This window comes from Singulisphaera chitinilytica, from assembly GCF_049331405.1.
GTDB lineage: Bacteria > Planctomycetota > Planctomycetia > Isosphaerales > Isosphaeraceae > PoT.
Window position 1 is genome coordinate 8,178,243 of record NZ_CP186274.1, and the last position, 16,935, is coordinate 8,195,177.

At 63.0% G+C, this 16,935-nt stretch carries 15 protein-coding genes; 7 read left to right on the top strand and 8 right to left on the bottom strand.

Annotation, left to right across the window (positions count from 1 at the left end; translation table 11 throughout):
• Nucleotides 1–130: 130 nt before the first annotated feature.
• The 3 genes from serS (at nucleotide 131) to ACOYYX_RS31955 (ending at nucleotide 3,806) form a co-directional block, all read left to right on the top strand.
• A complete protein-coding gene (gene serS, locus ACOYYX_RS31945; RefSeq protein WP_422926713.1) occupies nucleotides 131–1,417 on the top strand; it encodes a serine--tRNA ligase in 1,287 nt (428 codons plus the stop codon).
• A 151-nt stretch (nucleotides 1,418–1,568) separates the two neighbouring features.
• A complete protein-coding gene (gene mgtE / locus ACOYYX_RS31950; protein ID WP_422926714.1) occupies nucleotides 1,569–2,942 on the top strand; it encodes a magnesium transporter in 1,374 nt (457 codons plus the stop codon).
• A gap of 36 nt (nucleotides 2,943–2,978) precedes the next feature.
• Nucleotides 2,979–3,806, top strand: coding sequence for a hypothetical protein (locus tag ACOYYX_RS31955; RefSeq protein ID WP_422926715.1), 828 nt, complete (start codon nucleotides 2,979–2,981; stop codon nucleotides 3,804–3,806).
• A gap of 19 nt (nucleotides 3,807–3,825) precedes the next feature.
• Here the strand turns inward: ACOYYX_RS31955 and ACOYYX_RS31960 are convergent, their stop codons facing one another.
• From ACOYYX_RS31960 to ACOYYX_RS31975, 4 genes are all read right to left on the bottom strand, one after another.
• The gene (locus ACOYYX_RS31960; protein WP_422926716.1) at nucleotides 3,826–4,749 is read right to left on the bottom strand and encodes a hypothetical protein; all 924 of its coding nucleotides are present in this window, start codon (nucleotides 4,747–4,749) and stop codon (nucleotides 3,826–3,828) included.
• Between the two features lies 1 nt (nucleotide 4,750).
• On the bottom strand, nucleotides 4,751–5,803 hold the full coding sequence (locus ACOYYX_RS31965) for a hypothetical protein (RefSeq protein ID WP_422926717.1): 1,053 nt from the start codon (nucleotides 5,801–5,803) through the stop codon (nucleotides 4,751–4,753).
• 9 nt (nucleotides 5,804–5,812) lie between these two features.
• Nucleotides 5,813–7,126, bottom strand: a complete 1,314-nt coding sequence (locus ACOYYX_RS31970) for a di-heme oxidoredictase family protein (protein ID WP_422926718.1) — start codon at nucleotides 7,124–7,126, stop codon at nucleotides 5,813–5,815.
• A 142-nt stretch (nucleotides 7,127–7,268) separates the two neighbouring features.
• Entirely contained in the window at nucleotides 7,269–7,694 is a 426-nt protein-coding gene (locus ACOYYX_RS31975; RefSeq protein ID WP_422926719.1) for a BlaI/MecI/CopY family transcriptional regulator, read from the bottom strand.
• 478 nt (nucleotides 7,695–8,172) lie between these two features.
• Between ACOYYX_RS31975 and ACOYYX_RS31980 the strand changes: the two genes are divergently transcribed.
• Both ACOYYX_RS31980 and ACOYYX_RS31985 read left to right on the top strand, forming a co-directional pair.
• Nucleotides 8,173–9,408, top strand: coding sequence for a M48 family metallopeptidase (locus ACOYYX_RS31980; RefSeq protein WP_422926720.1), 1,236 nt, complete (start codon nucleotides 8,173–8,175; stop codon nucleotides 9,406–9,408).
• Nucleotides 9,409–9,495: 87 nt separating this feature from the next.
• Complete coding sequence (locus ACOYYX_RS31985; RefSeq protein WP_422926721.1) at nucleotides 9,496–9,927, top strand: carboxymuconolactone decarboxylase family protein; 432 nt, start codon at nucleotides 9,496–9,498, stop codon at nucleotides 9,925–9,927.
• A gap of 113 nt (nucleotides 9,928–10,040) precedes the next feature.
• Here the strand turns inward: ACOYYX_RS31985 and ACOYYX_RS31990 are convergent, their stop codons facing one another.
• From ACOYYX_RS31990 to ACOYYX_RS32000, 3 genes are all read right to left on the bottom strand, one after another.
• Nucleotides 10,041–10,928 (bottom strand): alpha/beta hydrolase fold domain-containing protein, encoded by an 888-nt coding sequence (locus tag ACOYYX_RS31990; protein ID WP_422926722.1) that lies wholly within the window; start codon nucleotides 10,926–10,928, stop codon nucleotides 10,041–10,043.
• Nucleotides 10,929–11,196: 268 nt separating this feature from the next.
• Nucleotides 11,197–12,204 (bottom strand): D-2-hydroxyacid dehydrogenase, encoded by a 1,008-nt coding sequence (locus ACOYYX_RS31995; protein ID WP_422926723.1) that lies wholly within the window; start codon nucleotides 12,202–12,204, stop codon nucleotides 11,197–11,199.
• Nucleotides 12,205–12,225: 21 nt separating this feature from the next.
• Nucleotides 12,226–13,341, bottom strand: coding sequence for a hypothetical protein (locus tag ACOYYX_RS32000; RefSeq protein ID WP_422926724.1), 1,116 nt, complete (start codon nucleotides 13,339–13,341; stop codon nucleotides 12,226–12,228).
• 537 nt (nucleotides 13,342–13,878) lie between these two features.
• Between ACOYYX_RS32000 and ACOYYX_RS32005 the strand changes: the two genes are divergently transcribed.
• Nucleotides 13,879–15,072, top strand: coding sequence for a hypothetical protein (locus ACOYYX_RS32005; RefSeq protein WP_422926725.1), 1,194 nt, complete (start codon nucleotides 13,879–13,881; stop codon nucleotides 15,070–15,072).
• A gap of 33 nt (nucleotides 15,073–15,105) precedes the next feature.
• On the opposite strand, the gene ACOYYX_RS32010 is transcribed toward ACOYYX_RS32005, so the two are convergent.
• Entirely contained in the window at nucleotides 15,106–16,014 is a 909-nt protein-coding gene (locus tag ACOYYX_RS32010) for a DMT family transporter (RefSeq protein WP_422926726.1), read from the bottom strand.
• Between the two features lie 241 nt (nucleotides 16,015–16,255).
• Here ACOYYX_RS32010 and ACOYYX_RS32015 point away from each other — a divergent pair, with 241 nt between their 5' ends.
• Nucleotides 16,256–16,756: a YbjN domain-containing protein gene (locus ACOYYX_RS32015; protein WP_422926727.1), complete on the top strand. Its 501-nt coding sequence runs from the start codon at nucleotides 16,256–16,258 to the stop codon at nucleotides 16,754–16,756.
• The last annotated feature ends 179 nt before the right edge of the window (nucleotides 16,757–16,935 follow it).

Sequence of the window (16,935 nt, forward strand, 5' to 3'; positions counted from 1 at the left end):
TATGTTGGCCCCGGCCTGATTGTTGGGGGTCAACGAGTTCGAGCGTTTCGTTCGCCCTCTACCGCAGGCGATCACCTGCCGATTTGCACTCAACGACAGCCACGAATACTTCCCGATCAAAGGTCGATCGATGCTTGATTCGAAATACGTCCTGGCCAACGTCGAGGCCGTCAAAGAGAACTGCCGGAATCGCAACGTCCCGGCGGAGATCCTCGAAGAGGTCGACCACTTCGTGCGGCTCGAGGGGGAGCGGAAGACGCTCCAGCAGGACGTTGAGGTGGTCCGCCGCAAGCAGAATGAAGTGGCCCAGGCCACCGGCAAGGAAAAGGACCCCGCTCGACGCAATGAGCTCATCGCCGAAGGCAAGAAGCTCAGGTCGGAAGTTGTCGACAGCGAGGAGCGTCTGAAGGTCCTTGAGTCCGAAGCTCGATACCGGCTTGGACGCATCCCGAACCTGACCCATCCCGATGCACCGATCGGCCTGACCGAGGATGAGAGCAAGGAGCTGCGCAAGGTCGGGACGCCCCGCACCTTCGGCTTCCCCGCCAAGGATCACGTCGAGCTTGGCAAAGCTCTCGATCTCATCGACTTCGAGAGCGGAGCCAAGGTCTCGGGGCACGGCTTCTACTTCCTCAAGAACGACGCCGTCCTGCTCGAACTGGCACTTCAACAGTTCACGATCCGAAAACTGGTGCAAGCGGGATTCACCCCCATCACCACGCCGGACCTCGCCCGTAATAGTATCCTGGAGGGGATCGGATTCACGCCTCGGGGCGTCGAGACCCAGATCTACTCGGTGGAGAACTCGGACCTGAGCCTCATCGGCACGGCCGAGATCACCCTGGGAGGTATGCACGCAGACGAGATCCTGGATGAGTCGGACCTGCCCATGAAGTACGTCGGGCTCTCGCACTGCTTCCGCACCGAGGCGGGCGCGGCGGGCCGGGCGAGCAAGGGCTTGTACAGGGTCCACCAGTTCACCAAGGTCGAGATGTTCGCTTACTCGACTCCCGAAACGTCGGGCGAGATGCATGCCCAGATCCTCGCGATCGAGGAGGACATCTTTACGAGCCTGGGGATCCCGTATCGGGTCCTCGACATCTGCTCGGGCGACCTCGGCGGGCCTGCCTATCGCAAGTTCGACATCGAGGCCTGGATGCCGGGACGCGGCGAGGGGGGCGAGTACGGCGAAGTGACGAGCACGTCGGACTGCACCGACTACCAGTCTCGCCGACTCAACATCCGCTACCGGCCGACCGGGCAGAAGGGCACGAGGTTCGTCCACACGCTCAACGGGACGGCCGTGGCCCTGAGCCGGGCCTTGATCGTGGTCATCGAGAATTATCAGCGAGCCGACGGCAGGATCGACGTGCCCGAGGTGCTTCGTCCCTATCTCGGTAAAGACATCATCGGCTGAGTCCTTCAAGTCTCGTCCGTTTGCTGGCCGTCGGCGTCAAGGTGTCGACGGCTCTCTTTCTAGAATTGCCCCACACAAGGTGCTTGGGCCTTCGTAGCCACCCCCAGGTGGATTGTGGAACGTATCCCCCGACGTTCGGAAAGGGTGCCGAATGCGAAACCCGCTGCTGGTGCCCGACCTGCGTGAGTTGATCCAGGCAGGCGAGACCGAGGCCCTCCAGGATTTCTTCGGCGACCTCCACCCCGCGCACGTCGCCGAGGTGATCGAGGATCTCGAACCTTCCGAGGGGGACACCATCCTCGGACTGCTCCCCCCGCGCAGCCGCGCGGAGGTGATGAGCTACCTCGACTCCGAGCGGCAGGTCCGCTCGGTCGAGGCCATGTCGCCCGACCAGGCGGCCACATTGCTCCACCTGATGTCGCACGACGAGCGTGCCGACCTCGTCAATCGTCTCGACGACGAGCGCGTCGACCGCATCCTCCCCTTCCTCGCCCAGGCCGAGCGGGACGACATCAGGCGCCTCTCGAGCTACGAACCCGGCACCGCGGGCGCGGTGATGACGACCGACTACGTCACACTGCCCCCTCACCTGAGCGTCCGCGAGGCCCTCGAGCGACTCCGCCACGAGGCCCCGGATCGCGAGACGATCTATTACAGCTACGTCGTCGACTCGCGCCGCAAGCTCATCGGTTTCGTGTCGCTCAAGCGGCTGATCCTCTCCCGGCCCACGTCGCGGATCGAGGAGATCATGCAGCGCGACGTCATCTTCGCCAGGGTCGATGAGGATCAGGAAGCCGTCGCGCGCCAGATCGCCAAGTACGACCTCATCGCGATCCCCGTCGTCGATTCGTCCGATATGCTCCTGGGTATCATCACCCACGACGACGCGCTCGACATCCTCAGGCGTGAGCAGACGGAAGACATGCTGGCGTTCGGCGGCGTTTCTCGCGACGCCGAGGCCGACGAGGAATCGTACTGGCAGGGCCGAATCATCGAGGCCGTCCGACGACGAATCGGCTGGCTCCTTATGCTCTTCATCGCCGGGACGATCACGAGGTTCGTCGTCCACTCTTTCAACTGGGTGGACGACCGCTTTCCCGAGCTCGAGTTCGGCACATATATCCCGCTCCTGATCGGCACGGGCGGCAACGCGGGAAGCCAGACGGTTGGAACCATCATCCGGGGACTGGCCCTGGGTGATATTCGGCAACAGGATATCGTCCGAGTCGTCGGCAAAGAGGTTTTGACGGGAACTCTGCTCGGCATCCTGCTCGGTGCGCTCGGTTTTGGTTTCACGTGGATCTTGCTGGGCGAATCTCCGACATTTGGCGCGGTCATCGCCCTGGCGATCCTGGGCATCTGCGTCTGGGCCAATGGCGTCGGCGCACTCGTCCCGTTGCTCGCCCGTCGGTTCAACATCGACCCCGCGCTCGTCTCGGCCCCGCTCATCAGCACGCTCGTCGACGCCACGGGTTTGCTCATCTTCTACACGATCGCCATCGTCCTCCTGATCCGCCTTGCATAAACATATTTTAAAATCATCTCACAACGGGTCAACCCCATGCTCTCGTACGCCCTGACGTTGATGCTGTGCGCCCAGGCGCCGCCAGATTCATCCCAGGCCTTCGGGCCTAGGATTGATCTCGGCGAGGCGATCCTGTTCTTCCCGAAAGACTATCGGCTTGAGGATGGCCGGATCGACCTGGCCATGCATCTCCACGGGGCCGAGACGACGGTGCAATCGGCCATGACCCGTTGCGGGTGGCGCGGGGCCCTGCTCGTCTTCAATCGCCCCGGACTCTCGGCGGTTTATACACGTCCCTTTTCGGACCCGACGCTCTTCCCGCGGCTGTTGGTGAAGGTCGAGGCGGCAGCTAAGGCTGAGAAGCACCATGCGGATCCGAAGATCGGCCGGGTGATCGTGAGTTCATTCAGCGCGGGCTTCGGCGGTGTCCGTGAGATGCTCAAATCGCCGGATATCTACAACCGAATTGATGGGCTCGTCCTGGCTGATTCGCTCTATTGCGGCTACGAAGGCCCTCCTGCGAATCACAAGCTCGAAGACTTCAAGATGGCCGACTTCCGCCGCTTTGCACGAGATGCGGCGGCAGGGAAGAAGATCCTAGTCGTCAGCCATTCCTCTCAGATCCCGGACGGCTATGGAAGCACGACCGAGACGGCCGAGGACCTGATCGCCCACGTCGGCGGGCAACCCGAGGTCGTCAACGAGGATCGGGGCGACGGGTGGAAGCAAGCTCGCCGGTTCGCCCGAGGGCGCTTCCTCGTCCTGGGATTCGAGGGGAAGGAAGGTCCGGACCATCTCCGCCACCTACGTCGACTCGGCGAGATCTGGCAGGCCATGCCGGAACTCGCGCAACCTACGCGTTGAAAGGCGCGGATTCCATCGGTCAAGAGTTGGAATAGATGCGGCCCGATCGGGTCGTCCGCGTCCACTTCGGTCGCTTGCGAAACCAGACGAGATCGACGGAGTGGGCATAGTAGGTCAGGCCGAGCATCCGGAAGACCACCATCGCCTCGTACAGGATCAGGACCCAGAAGCCCCAGAGGCCGACGGCGGCGATCTTCAAGGAAGGAATTCCGAAGAGCACCGTCCATAGCGCCACCGCAGCGAAGACCACGGAAAGGCCCGCGACGACGGCCGGCTGGACATAGTCCCAACCGATGCGACCGATCGCCGAGAAGACCGTAATGGGATTGGCGGCGAGCAGGTTGTCGTGGAGGAGCGACGCGGCGAGGGCCATCTGCGCATAGCCCGCCCCGAGGATTGCCAACTCGGCGAAGACGATCCGATCGAACCAGTCGATCTTGCCGCAGTAGATCCAGTAAGCCACGATCGGGAATCCGCCGATGGCGATCCCGACGATGCCCGCCCAGATCCAGCGTCCTAGCCCTTCCGAGATTGTATCTGGGTGCCATTCGGGCCAGCGTGGCTGATCCTTCTCTCCCAGGGCGCTCGAGACGAGCATCTGCCCCAGAATGAGCAGGCAATAGCCGAAGGTCATCGCGAAGCTGAGCATCAAGGGGAGGAAGATTGGTAGGGCCAGCAGCCCCAGGGCCCAGTTCGCTCGCCGGAAGGGATCGACGATGGCGATCCAGTCGAAGACCGGCAGGCTGAGGAAGAGCAGGAATGGGGGCATGAAGACGAGGAGTGCCACGCCCGGGCCGTCGCAGATGGGATAGAGCAAGCATTGCCAGAGTGTCGGTCGACGCGTCAGCCGCTTGCGTCGCCCCGCCATCTCCATGGCCGCTTCGTCGATCTCGGCCACCGTTCTGATTACGCGAGCGCCGGGGTTATACCACGACTTCGACATCTCAAACGCCCCACCTCGGCCGATCTCGGAACCAACCCAGCTTCCGTGCATGACAGTGGTAAAAGAGCCCCAAGATCCGGAGCACCACCATCATCGCATACAAGCCCAGAGCCCAAAATAACCAATAGGCGAAGGCCGAGAGTAGCGGTTCCTGGACCCAGAAGACCCATTTCCAGACGAGCGTCATCAATCCGACGAACGCCATCGCGCATGCCGCCGGTCGAAGGCAGTTCCAACCGACGCATCGAATGGCCCGGAGCACGGTCACCGGATTGGCTCCGAGCGGATCTTCATGCAAGATCGACGCCAAGAGCGCGAACTGACCGTAGACGACGCCGAACGCCGCAAGCTCGATCAGGATCGACGCATCGATCAGATCGATGTCACCGCAGTAGAGCCAGTAGGCCGTCGCCGGGAGCGCGGCCATGAATCCGCCAGCGATGAGGGCGATCCCCCAGCGACCGAGGCCACGGAACATCTCCGTGAATTCCCACTCGGGCCACCGCGGATGGTATGTCTCGCCGATCGCGCTGGAGACGAGGAACCGGCCCATGAGGAGGAGGACGAAGCTCGCCACGGGCATGAACAAGAGGGTCGCGGGCATCAGAACCAGCAACGCGCGCAGGAGCATCCGCAAGTCGTTGAGAGGGACGTTAGCGAGGCTGAGGAAGGGCAGGCTCGTGAGCCAGAGGAGTGGAGGGGCGAAGATCAGGAGGGAGATCCCGGTCGCTCCCCAAAGGGGATAGAGGAGGCTCGTCCGCAGGCGTTGCTCCGGACGATCGGGAGCCGGGAGGAATCCATCCCAGTTCTCGGTGGGTCGTTGTTCTTGACGTCGACGTTTCTTCGGCGTCTTGTTCGGTCGAGGTGAGGACGTTGGGAGTCGATCCGCCTCGATCGGCTCGCTGGATGGCGGCGATCGTCGAGGTTCTTGCAAGGCCGTCGGGACACGCAGCAGTTCACCGCAAGAAGGGCAACGACCGACGCGGCCGGGGGTGGCCCCGGCCGCTTTCAATCGTCGCCCACACTGGCAGACCAGGATGGGTGCTTCGTCCACGACGTGACGTCACTTCGCTGCGAGGGTTTCCGCGTTGGCGATGGTCGCCGCCGGGGCGCGGAGGGTCTTCAGGAAGGCCACGATGGCGTCACGATCTTGCGGCGGCATCTCCTTGAAGCGGGCGACGATGTCTACCGCCTCGCCACCGTGCTGCTCGATGGCCTGCTCCAGCGTATCGGCGCGGCCGTCGTGGAGGTAAGGGCCCGAGTCGGCCACGCCCCAGAGGGGAGCGGTCCGCCACTCGGCCGGCGTGGGCTGCTCATTCTCCGTGAACTTGTCGTTGCGGATGGTCGGCTGCGGGATGATCGAGCCATAGTAGCCGGTGCTCGACTCGAGCTCGATGCCCATGTCGTGCAGGAGCATGTCCGAGTAGATGTCGGCGATCGGTCCCAGCGTCTGGGTGTGGCAGTCGGCACAGCCGATCTTTTCGAAGAGCTCGGTCCCTCGAGCAACGTGCTTGGCCTTGATCGGTTCCTGCGGGATCACCTGAGTCGGAGCCGGCAGGGCACGGATGAAGTCGCCCATGATTGAGCACTGCTCGTCGGTGAGGTCAGTCCCTTCCGCTTGATAGCTGGGCTTGCCGAGGGGCGTCGCCTGGGGACGGCCGGGATTGGAGAGGCCGATCTCGTTGGCACAGGCAGCCTTCACGAAGTCGTTCAGGCTGGCGAATTCGAGCTTCCAGCCGAAGCGGCCTACGCGTCCGTCCGACAGCCGAGCGATGCGGCCGCGGACCTTCGAGTCGCGGGCACCGTTGAGGCCGACGAGGCGAGCCGGGGTCGAGTGTTCCCGCTGATGCGAGAGTAGCGTATCGTCGGAAACCGCGTCGATCAGGCCGTCGCCGAAGAGAGCCGGCGTGTTGCGCTGGGTGACGACGACATCGGCCGGGCGAGAACGCGACTTGTCGACGAGCTCGCTGAGCGGAATCGACGGGGTCCTCGGCAGGCCGGAATGGACGAGATTCAGGGTCTCTTGCAATTCGGGCTTCACGGCCTTCGCGTGGATGACACCCGAGGGAGGGACGTTGCGAGCCGGCTTGCCGACGAGGCCATAGACCATCACGTTCTTGGAGACCGGTCCGCCGCCGCCCGAACCGCCCTGATTGTGGCACTCGACGCACGACTTGGCGTTGAAGACAGGGCCAAGGCCGTCCCCCTTCGTGAGCGGATCGTTCGGCGTCCACTCATGATTGAAAAGATCCTGGCCGGCCGCGACCACCTCGGGGCTGACGATCTTTGCGCCGGGTCGTCCGATGCGCTCGATGACCTTCCAGGCCGGAGCGGCAGCGAGCACGAGCACGATGATGTGAGCAGGGCGCAGGGACATATTCGGTCTCCGTCTCCGAAGCCTATCTCGATCGACGTGTTGTCTTGTATTCGGAATTGAGAGGGGAAAGCGGCGCTACGACCGGGTCGTAGCGCGTGATCGATGCCGTTCAGGCCAAGCTCGAAATCGAAGTGGGCGCGAATCAGCTTGCTGAGGACGAGTCAGCCGCGTCCTTCTTCTTCGAGGCGTCGCCCGTCATTTCTTCGAGGACCGCACGCACTTCCTTGGCCTGGCGCGGATCCAGCGGATGCGACTTCAAAAGGTGCAGGACGAGCAGGCCGGGTTCACCCTGGTAGAGCTTGTCGACCAGGTTCGAGACCCGCTTCTGCCGGACCTCTTGCGTCGAGATCACCGGCTTGTACACGAAGGCCAGTTCGCTGCGATCGCTGGTGACCACACCCTTGGTCTCGAGGCGATCGAGCAAGGTTGCCACAGTGGCATAAGACCACTGTCGGCCGGCTTCGCGGAGCGTATCGAGGACCTCACGAACCGTGGCCTGGCCCCGGTCCCAGAGGACTTTGAGGACATCGAGTTCCGAATCGGGGATTGAAAGAGGGCGCTTGGCCATCGTCGGTCTTCTCTGCAACGAAATCGAACGGAACGAACTCGCCCCGTCCTCACGTCCCGTCGGAACGCCGCGAGACCGGGGCCGGGGACTACTCTCTCCCCGACACTCAACCATCCTAAGACAAGTGTCTAATGAGGTCAAGGGCTCGACTCGGACGGACGTAGGAATTTTCCGGTAGGCGTTCCGTAACTGACGAAAGGGACGGATTTTCCGATTCCCTCGCAGAAAGTTGAATCGAAACAGAGCCGGCGCGCCTCTATCTTTGGAGAGGCTCGATTTTCGAGATGTGTTACGAGCGTTGAAAAAACCATCGAAATCGCCGGTTCGGCGGATTTCCCGAAACGGGAGACTTGAATGTGAGATGAGAGGGATATCCTCCGAAGGAGATCATAGATAATTTGGATACATAACGAGTCGAATCGACTTGGCCGATTCCGGCCAACACTCGTCGAAGTAGTCTGGGTCGCGGAGACCGACGATGGATCGAGGGCAGCCCCCTCGTGGGTTGCTGTGCCCGGAGTGTGGCACAGGTCTGGAGCCGATCGGCGAGGGTACGCGCAATGAGCATCGTCTCCTCTGCCGGCACTGCGGCGTCACGTTTCGAGCCAGGCGTCGAAACGACGGCGAAGAGCTGACGGGCCTCCACCCCACCACCGGGGCCTCTGCCGGGCCCTTCTCGCTGTTCTGGAGGCGACACGCCCTTTCGCTGCTCGAGGCCAACTACCGCTTCGGCGTCGTAGTCGCCTCGTCGACGCTCCTCCTATTCGGCGGATTCGTCCCGATTGTTCGGGGCTGGCTCAAAGACGAGATCAACGACTGGAGTGACGTCCTCTCCGCCCTCGGGGGCGTCTACGTCATCACCGAGACCAAGGACCCAGACGCCGACCTCGGACCCGTGCTCGCCCGCTCGGATGCACCCCTGATTTTCACCACGGTCGACGAGGTGGCCCGCAAGCTGGGCGTCAAGTCGCCCGGACAGGTTCGCCTGACATACCTGCCCTGCTGCGGTGTCGTCGCCTGGGGCAACTCGCAGGCCCTCATCCTCGGATTGCCCCTCTTGCGCGTCTTGAACCTTGGCGAGTTGCGCGCAATCCTCGCCCACGAGCTGGCGCACCTGGCTCGCGGCGATGCGACGAAAGCCGCCCATCTCGCCCGGTTCGTCGAAGGGCTTCGACGCGCCCTGGACCATGCGGATGGACGCGAGCATGGGCCGCTCGGCTCTCTGGCACGCTTCACGTTTCGCTGGTCGGCGCGACTCATCGGTCCGATCGCCCGCGGGCAGGAGACTCGTGCCGACCGCTCGGCCGCGACGATCGCCGGCGGGTCCGCGGCGGCCTCGGCTCTTGTAAAGGTCGCGCTCGTGCAACCGCTCTTCCGCGAGGTACTCGAGCACTACGATCCCGAAGATCCCGAGGTCCCCAACCTCTACGCCTTCTTCAGGGCCTTCTGGTATCGGCTCCCCGCCGAGGTCCATAGCGCGATGCGGATCCAGGTCCTCACGAGCGAGGAAGGGGCCAACGACCCCGCCCATCCCCCCCTGCCCGACCGGATCACGATCCTCCAGTCCTACCCAGATCCCCCCCAGGGTCACAGCGACAACGCCCCGGCCACCTCATTTCTGGGCGATCTCGAGTCGCTGGAGCAGATGCTGCACAACCGACTCTTCGGGCTCCCGGCGATCGAGCCGAGCGTCTTCCACCGGGCGCGGGTGTAGCCTGGCTTGCCTTCTCCTAGAATGGAATGGAACGCCCGCCACAGTGCGACGTGGTTGAGGCGGGTCGGAATATTGAGGAGAACAGCCATGGCCGAACGTCCCAAAGCAACGGTCCCCCTGGTTGATGAGGCAACTGCCACCGGCAAGGTTGCCGCCGTTTTCGCTGACATCAAGAAGACCAAGGGCATCGACTTCGTCCCCAATATCTGGCGCACCCTGGCCACGAACGCCGATCACCTCGAGCTCGTCTGGACGAGGCTCAAGGCCATCATGCATCCCGAGGCTGAGGGCAAATCGAGCCATCTCGACCCGTTGACGCGTGAGATCATCGCCCTCGCCGTCTCGGCGACGAACGGCTGCGCCTACTGCGTCAACTCGCACACGGCGGCCGTCCGGAAGCTCGGGTTGAGCGTGGAGGCCCTGGGAGAGGTCATGGCCGTCGTCGGTCTCTTCAACACGACGAACGCCCTCGCGGACGGCTATCAAATCGAGCCCGATATCTTTCCGCCGCAGGAATGAACGAGCGGTTCTGGCGTGAGTGGCAGGGAGTTTGAGGAGGGAAAATCTGGTTGTCATCCGGCATTTGATGACAACCAGATATTAGCAACTCAGTGGATTTCAAGTGTGGATCGTCACGGACGCGCGACCTTCAAGTGCTGATCGAAGAAGGCGAAGGTCTCATCCATGGTCTTCTTGAGTTCGGCCCCCTTCCAGCCGTGTCCCGAGTCGACCAGCAGAACGGCACGGGAGGGAACTCCCGTCGTCGTGAGTTTCTCCGAGAGCTTGGTCGCTTGCGTCACGGGCACGACCGCGTCCTTCGTCCCGTGGAACGTGAGGATCGGCGCATCATCCTTGGTGACGAACGTGAGGGGAGAGGCCTTGGCCGCGAGGTCGGGCTTGTCTGAGGGCTTGCCGCCGAGAAAGTCGCGGACGAGCGGTTGGGATTCACCCGGGATGTCGGACGCCGCGAGGTCGGTCGGTCCGAAGTAATTCACCACGGCCTGGATCTTGGTGATCGGATCCGAGGCGGCGGCATCCCCTTCGAGTCCGTCCTGGGGACCGGTCACTCCCAACATCAAGGCGAGGTGCCCGCCGGCCGAGAAGCCCACAGCCCCGACATGCTCGGGGTCGATTTTGTACTCGCTCGCGTGGCTCTTGACCCATCGCACGGCCGCTTTCACGTCGTGGACCTGGGCGGGAAATGGCTCTTGCGGGCAGAAGCGATACTGGGGGGAGATGGCGACATACCCTCGACTCGCGAATTCGGTGAGCATGCCCCGCATATGATCCTTCTTACCCGTCCGCCAGGCCCCGCCGTGGATCACGAGGACGGCCGGATACGGCCCCTTGCCGTCGCTCGGCCAGGCGATGTCGAGTTTAAGTTCGGAGGCTCCTGGCTTCGAATAGACGACATCGTAATCGGCGGAGACGCGGGGGAGATCGTCGCCGCGGAGGGTCAGGCTGAAGGTGCCCGAGGCCAACACGAGTGCAGCGATGCCTAGAGAGCGTGGGGTCTTCATCGAGGGACGTCTCCTCTTCCATCAAGGTGCCGAATCAAGGTGCGGGCGGATCATCCTGCCGCCGGGAGTGTCTAGATCGTAACGGCTTACGACGCTAAGTGAACGGCAGGAACGCCGTTTTGGCTCGGATTGAAAAAGATCTCCGGATTTCTGAAGCAAATTGAAAAGACAACCGGATTTTTGCGTCCGGTCGTATCGATTCTGCAGGCTGGCGAAGGAGGAGAGGGACTAAGCCGTGAGGATGGTTGTGCCGATTGGTCGGTCGATCTCAGAACCAGAGAGCCTTATCGACGATGTTGATCAACGCGTCCCCTCGGACGAACCGTCGGACATTCTCAGTGAGAGTCTCGAGGTGCCGAGCCGCAATAATCGGCGAATAGCCCGCCGTGTGCGGCGTGAGGATCACCTGGGGGAGGTCCCAGAGGGCATGATCGGCGGGCAACGGCTCGACCTCGAAAACGTCGAGCGCGGCCCCGGCGAGATGCCTCGACTTCAAGGCCGTCACGAGGTCATCGAGCACCACAATGGCACCGCGCCCGATGTTGATGAGGTAACTGCCCGTCTTCATCTGTGAAATTGTCGTGGCGTTGAAGAGACCCTCGGTTTCCGGCGTATGCGGCGCCGCGATCACGAGGAAGTCGCTCCAGGCCAGGAGTTCGTGGAGTTCGTCGGGGCCGACGATCGACTTCACGCCTTCCGTGACCGCCTTCTCATTTGCGTAGCGATCCATAGCTCGGATTGTCATGCCGAAGGCCGACGCCCGTCGCGCGATCTCGGCACCGATTCCACCGAAGCCGACGATCCCGAGCTTCGCATGCGGCAGGTAGATCGTCGCCCGGTCCATGTCGTTGACGGTTCCCGGGCCCGAAGCAAAGCTCACCCTCGCCGCCTCGCCACCGACGGGCTCGTAGCGACGCTCGGCCTGGCGGCGAACATAGGTGTGGAGGTTCCGCGCGAAGCAGAGGATGTAGCCCATCACCTGATCGGCGATGACGTCGCCGAAGAGGCCTCGCGTGTTGGTCAACTGAGCGGGGTGCGTTACGAGATCGGGAAAGATGTAATGCTCGAGGCTCGCGGTGAAAGCCTGGATCCAACGGAGCCGACCCGCCTTCGATAAAAGCTCCGGGGTGATCTTTCCCAGGAAGGCATCGGCGTCACCGATCTCGGCGAGAGCCTGCGCCGGGTCGCTGGCGTTGATCCACTCGGCGGACGGTGCTTCCTGGCGAAGGGCCTCAAGCCGTTCGGCCTCGACGGCGGGATGGATCACGAACTTCATGGGAGACCTCAGAGCGCAAGATCAGTATCTAGGGCTGGATCGACAGGTTTCCGTCAGGCGATCGGCCACACGGGCCGCACCGTCGGCCGGGAATGGCGGAGGGCCGGGCTTCAGCTCAAAGGCTTTGGAGAGCAATGGCTCTAACTTCAACTCGGCGAAGGCCCGCGTGCTTGCCGGGAGCCCGCCGCCCCAGGCTCGCAGTGCCCGGTCCAGTGCCCGATGCTCGGCGAATCCGGTTCGGGGCGGGTAGATCATGGGCACGCCCGCGACCATGGCTTCGCAAACCGTCCCATACCCGGCCTTAGCAACCATGGCATCTACCGACGCCGCAAGGTCCGCGCCGGTCCATGCTGTCGGCGACGCGACGTGGAAGTTGTCCATCGCAACCTCCGAGGGGGCGTGGAAACCCACGAAGTGGATCCCCTTCTTGCCCAGTTTCTCGAGCCGTTCCCAGCCCAGGTTGGCCTGGCCGTAGCGGCCGACGTAGAAGTAAGCGAGGCGTTCCGCCTTGGTGAGCCCCAGTTCCCTGCGAAGCTCCTCCGAGCGGTTGCGACCCGGGGTCACCACCATCCCCACCTCGGTCGACGGGGCGATGTCGGCGAGACGCAATGCCGGCTCGCAGCGGAAGAGGGCCGTCGCCTGGCGATAGGCCGCACGCAGTTCGGACACGAACTCGAGAGCCTCGCCGCCAATCTTCTGCGCGTGCGGGGCGTAAATATCGGCCCAGGTGAAATTGGCCAGGAGGAACCCCGGGATCCCGGCTCGACGAGCGGCCACTAGAGGCAATGGAGGAGCGTCGCAGAGGACGGCAGCGGTCCCATCCAATCGAAGCCTGTCGACCTCGGCATCGATCTTCTTCAAGGCCTCGGAGTGGACCTGGGCCGCGAGACGGAGCGTCCCGGCTCCGTCGGTGGCCGCGCTGTCGCCAGGCGGGTTTAAGGCTCCGACGTCGGAGATATGGGGTTCCAATTTGGCCGGTCGGCGGAGCCGTTCCTGCCAGTGGTCGAAGAGGTCGGGATTGCTGCGTACCGTTACCGGCACGTCAAGCGGCATCCGGTTGATCACGGCCACCGAGCGATTCAGGTGACCAAACCCGTGGCTCGTAACGTAAACCACGAGGCCCCCGCAACGTCCCATCCCAAACCTCATTTGCAAATTCAAAAGTTGCTCGACGCGTCGATGAGCGAGTCGGTCGCATGACGAAGATCGCCAACGGCGATCCCGATGCAGGCACCATCGGATTAAAGCACAGCAGGTGAAACGCGGATCGGGATGGTTGCGAGGCCTTCCAGAACCTTCCTTGTTTCGCTATCCCCTCAAGATTCGCTCTCAACCCAACCGGAATAACCTCGCCAATAAGGACCGGCAACTGGGGCCGGTGAAGATAACTGAGTTCGCCCCCTTCAACAAGACTCTGGCCAAACCTCGTCGAGCCTCACCAGCAGACATTCTCGACAGGCACTGCTAAGGCTTTGGACTGGATTTTTTTTGGGATCTGGCGCTTATGACGCTGCCGAAACGGCTGGGCTCGAACCTCGAATATCGCGGCGGCTTCGATAGCCATTGGCCCTCGACGCACCTCGATCGAGGAAATTCCCCAAATCGCGATTTAAAGGCGTGACTCCCCGAAGTCTCAGGGTTCACACGATCATGGCACAAGCGGGTGAGCCCAGGATGGTCGCTGAATTCGAATCGGCGGCAGAGCGCGCGGACGATCTGACCCGCCAAGACACCAAGGCAGGTCGCAAGATCCCGTTCGGATTCCTGGGCATGCTCGCCCTGATTGTCGCGGGCGAATTGCTGGTGGGCTCTCACCGGATGGAGTTCTCCGATCCGGTGAGCTGGAACTGGAGGCTCAGCGCTGAGGATGCCGTCGAGCGCGCTCCGGAGGCCTCGATCCTTTGCGTCGGCGATAGCCTGGTCAAGCACTCGGTGATTCCGAGCATCCTCGAGGATCGCACGGGGCTCAAGACCTATAACCTCGGCCTGGCGCGCGGTCCCGCCCCGGCGACGTACTTCATGCTGAAGCGGGCACTCGATGCAGGTGCCAGGCCGAAGGCCGTGGTCATCGAATACAAGCCCGGCGTGCTCGTGGGGAGCCCGAGGTACAACCTGCGGTACTGGCAGGAAATCCTCACCTTGCAAGAGTGCCTTGAGCTCACGAAGGTCGATGGGGGCGGCTCGCTATTTACCGAGATCGCGATAGGCCGACTCCTGCCCTCTTACCGATCACGCCACGAAATTCGCGGGGCGTTACACGCTGCGTTTCGGGGTGAGGCTAACCCGCTCCGACTCATCAATCAGTTTTGCTTGCGCAACTGGAGGTTGCATCAGGGGGCGAACGTCGCCGCTCGCAACCCGGCGTTCAATGGGACGGTCGGACCCGAGCAGCAGAAGACGCTGCTCTGGCACCTCTCGTACTGTCACCGGACGAACCGGGCGTATATCGGCAAGCTCCTCAACCTCACGGCCAGGCGAGGCATCCCCACCTACTGGCTGCTACCACCCCTCTCTCCCGACCTCCAGGGAAAGCGCGAGGCCTCGAAGGCCGAGGAAGGCTACCTCAAGCTCGTCCGGTCCTTCCAGGAGCGCTACCCGCACTTGAAGGTCGTCGACTCGCGGCATGCCGGTTACGGCCATGAGGTCTTCGTCGACGCGACGCACCTCGACGGCCAGGGGGCGACGACGCTCTCGGAGGATCTCGGGACCTATCTCGCCCAGGACCTCAAAGCCAAAAGCTCAGAAGGCTCGCGCTGGGCGAGCCTCCCGAGCTATCGCAAGATCTCGCCGAGTCGGCCGCTCGAGGATGTCGATCAGTCGCAGGAGATCGTGAGGGCCCAACTGGCCGAGGACACGCGCCGGCGTTGATCATCTCGAAGCGGCAGGTCGACGCGTCGACGGTCAAGCCTGGGCCGTCGACTGGGGTCGGTTCGTCCAGAGGATCCCGCCGAGGGTCAAGGCTCCACCGACCGCCAGGGCCGGGGTCATCGCTTCGCCGAACAGCCAGATACCCCAGAGGACGGTCAGGATCGGCGACGCGTTGTTGACGGTTGCGACCTGGCTAGCGTCGAGGCGTCGCAGCGCGACGTTCTGGAAGGTGAGTCCGACCACCGAGACGGCGACCGTGAGATAAGCAAGGCCTCGCCAGGCGGCCGGGGAGACCTCAAGGAGCGGCGGCCAGGTCGGCAGGCTCGCCAGCGCAATCGGGACGTCGAGGAGGCTGCCCAGCAAGAACGTGCCGGCGAGCGCCGGGATGGCCCCATGGCGGGCGATAAGGGGCTTGTTGAAGGTCAGGTAGGCACCCCACGAGGAAACGGCCCCGACGAGGTAGAGGTCACCCCAGAGGGTGTCGCGGCTGGTTGCGCCGCTGATGAAGAGGTTCTCGAGGCCGATCACTAGGACGCCCGAGACGCTGATAATGATGCCTGCCAGGCGATTCGCGATGAAGCGTTCCTGACCGAGCATGGCCGTCAGGAAGGTGACAAACAAAGGGCACGACGCATATATCAGGGCGACGTGCGACGTCGGCGCGAGCCTCGCGCCGCTCAGCAAAAAGAATTGGTTGATGGGAACACAGAAGACCGAGGCCAATGCCAGTTGCCGAAAGTCGCTGCGGACCATGCGGGACAGTGCCCCGCTCCGCCAGACGATCGGGAGGAGACAGAGTGCGGCACCACCGAACCTCGCCAAGGGGAGCAAACCAAGGGGTAATTCTCGAACAGCGAATTTTGCCGCGGGCGCCGTGCCCGAGCCGATCAACACCATCAGGGCCAGAGAAACATAGGCACCGACGTTCGTCGTCCGCGCCACATCTTGTTCCTCCGAAATCACCGCCGCCATGACCGTCAACCGCCTTTTGAAAGAGAGAGGTGCCCGGCCGCGAACACTCGTCGCGCGGGCACCGTCAACCATCATCATCGTAGAGTCTTCGGCAAGCAGAAAGTTCGCATTTGTGTTCTCAGGCTCTCCCCTTGCACCGGGTCGACACGACGACTCCAATGGTCAGCTTGGGTCGCCAGGAAGCGACCCCACGTCCGAGGGGGAGCAGAGCATGGGTTTCGTCGAGAGTTTCGGCCGTTCCATGATCGAGGCTTTCCTGGAAGAGAACGAGTTGCAATTCCTCCGCGACCGGGACGGCGACTTCGTGGTCGAGTTCGGCTACGACGAGGAAATCTCGGGTCATCCGCGGTTCCTGCTCGCCGCCTCGGGAGACGACGACGAGCAGTACTGCCTGCGGGGCGAGTCAATGAGGCGCGTCCCTCGGATCGACTGGGACCGGGTGCTCCACCTCTGCAACGAGTGGAACAGCCTCTACAAAATGCCCAAGGTTTACCTCGAGATCGACGACCCCAACACTTCGACGTCCGGGCGTGTCGTCTGCGAACAGTGGCTCAACCTCGAGTCCGGCGTCCATCAGGAATTCGTCAACGAAGTCACAAAGACGTTCTTCTCCGCCTGCTTCGGCTTCTGGCGCTGGCTCGAGCGTCAGGACGCGATGCACGCCCTCGGAGACCCCGACGGATCTCCCTCGCCCGACCGCCCCTCTGATTAATTGGCTTGCTGAGTCCCACGGCTTGGGCCGTCGTCAACGAGCCTTTGTCTTGCGTCAGGATAGAGACAAGCTAGTTCGATCCTTGGTCGGCGTCGACCAACATGTCTCAGTCGGGCCTCGGGTTTGATCCTGGCAAAACTTCGATAGCGGGGTGGAGTCGGGGTGGGAGAGATTCCTTC

What these genes read in the sequence shown, in the direction of transcription:
- ACOYYX_RS31960 (WP_422926716.1), bottom strand. Translation starts at nt 4,749, where the DNA reads ATGTCGAAGTCGTGGTATAACCCCGGCGCTCGCGTAATCAGAACGGTG.
- serS (WP_422926713.1), top strand. Translation starts at nt 131, where the DNA reads ATGCTTGATTCGAAATACGTCCTGGCCAACGTCGAGGCCGTCAAAGAG.
- ACOYYX_RS31955 (WP_422926715.1), top strand. Translation starts at nt 2,979, where the DNA reads ATGCTCTCGTACGCCCTGACGTTGATGCTGTGCGCCCAGGCGCCGCCA.
- ACOYYX_RS32005 (WP_422926725.1), top strand. Translation starts at nt 13,879, where the DNA reads ATGGTCGCTGAATTCGAATCGGCGGCAGAGCGCGCGGACGATCTGACC.
- mgtE (WP_422926714.1), top strand. Translation starts at nt 1,569, where the DNA reads ATGCGAAACCCGCTGCTGGTGCCCGACCTGCGTGAGTTGATCCAGGCA.
- ACOYYX_RS31985 (WP_422926721.1), top strand. Translation starts at nt 9,496, where the DNA reads ATGGCCGAACGTCCCAAAGCAACGGTCCCCCTGGTTGATGAGGCAACT.
- ACOYYX_RS32000 (WP_422926724.1), bottom strand. Translation starts at nt 13,341, where the DNA reads ATGGGACGTTGCGGGGGCCTCGTGGTTTACGTTACGAGCCACGGGTTT.
- ACOYYX_RS32015 (WP_422926727.1), top strand. Translation starts at nt 16,256, where the DNA reads ATGGGTTTCGTCGAGAGTTTCGGCCGTTCCATGATCGAGGCTTTCCTG.
- ACOYYX_RS31980 (WP_422926720.1), top strand. Translation starts at nt 8,173, where the DNA reads ATGGATCGAGGGCAGCCCCCTCGTGGGTTGCTGTGCCCGGAGTGTGGC.
- ACOYYX_RS31995 (WP_422926723.1), bottom strand. Translation starts at nt 12,204, where the DNA reads ATGAAGTTCGTGATCCATCCCGCCGTCGAGGCCGAACGGCTTGAGGCC.
- ACOYYX_RS31975 (WP_422926719.1), bottom strand. Translation starts at nt 7,694, where the DNA reads ATGGCCAAGCGCCCTCTTTCAATCCCCGATTCGGAACTCGATGTCCTC.
- ACOYYX_RS31990 (WP_422926722.1), bottom strand. Translation starts at nt 10,928, where the DNA reads ATGAAGACCCCACGCTCTCTAGGCATCGCTGCACTCGTGTTGGCCTCG.
- ACOYYX_RS31970 (WP_422926718.1), bottom strand. Translation starts at nt 7,126, where the DNA reads ATGTCCCTGCGCCCTGCTCACATCATCGTGCTCGTGCTCGCTGCCGCT.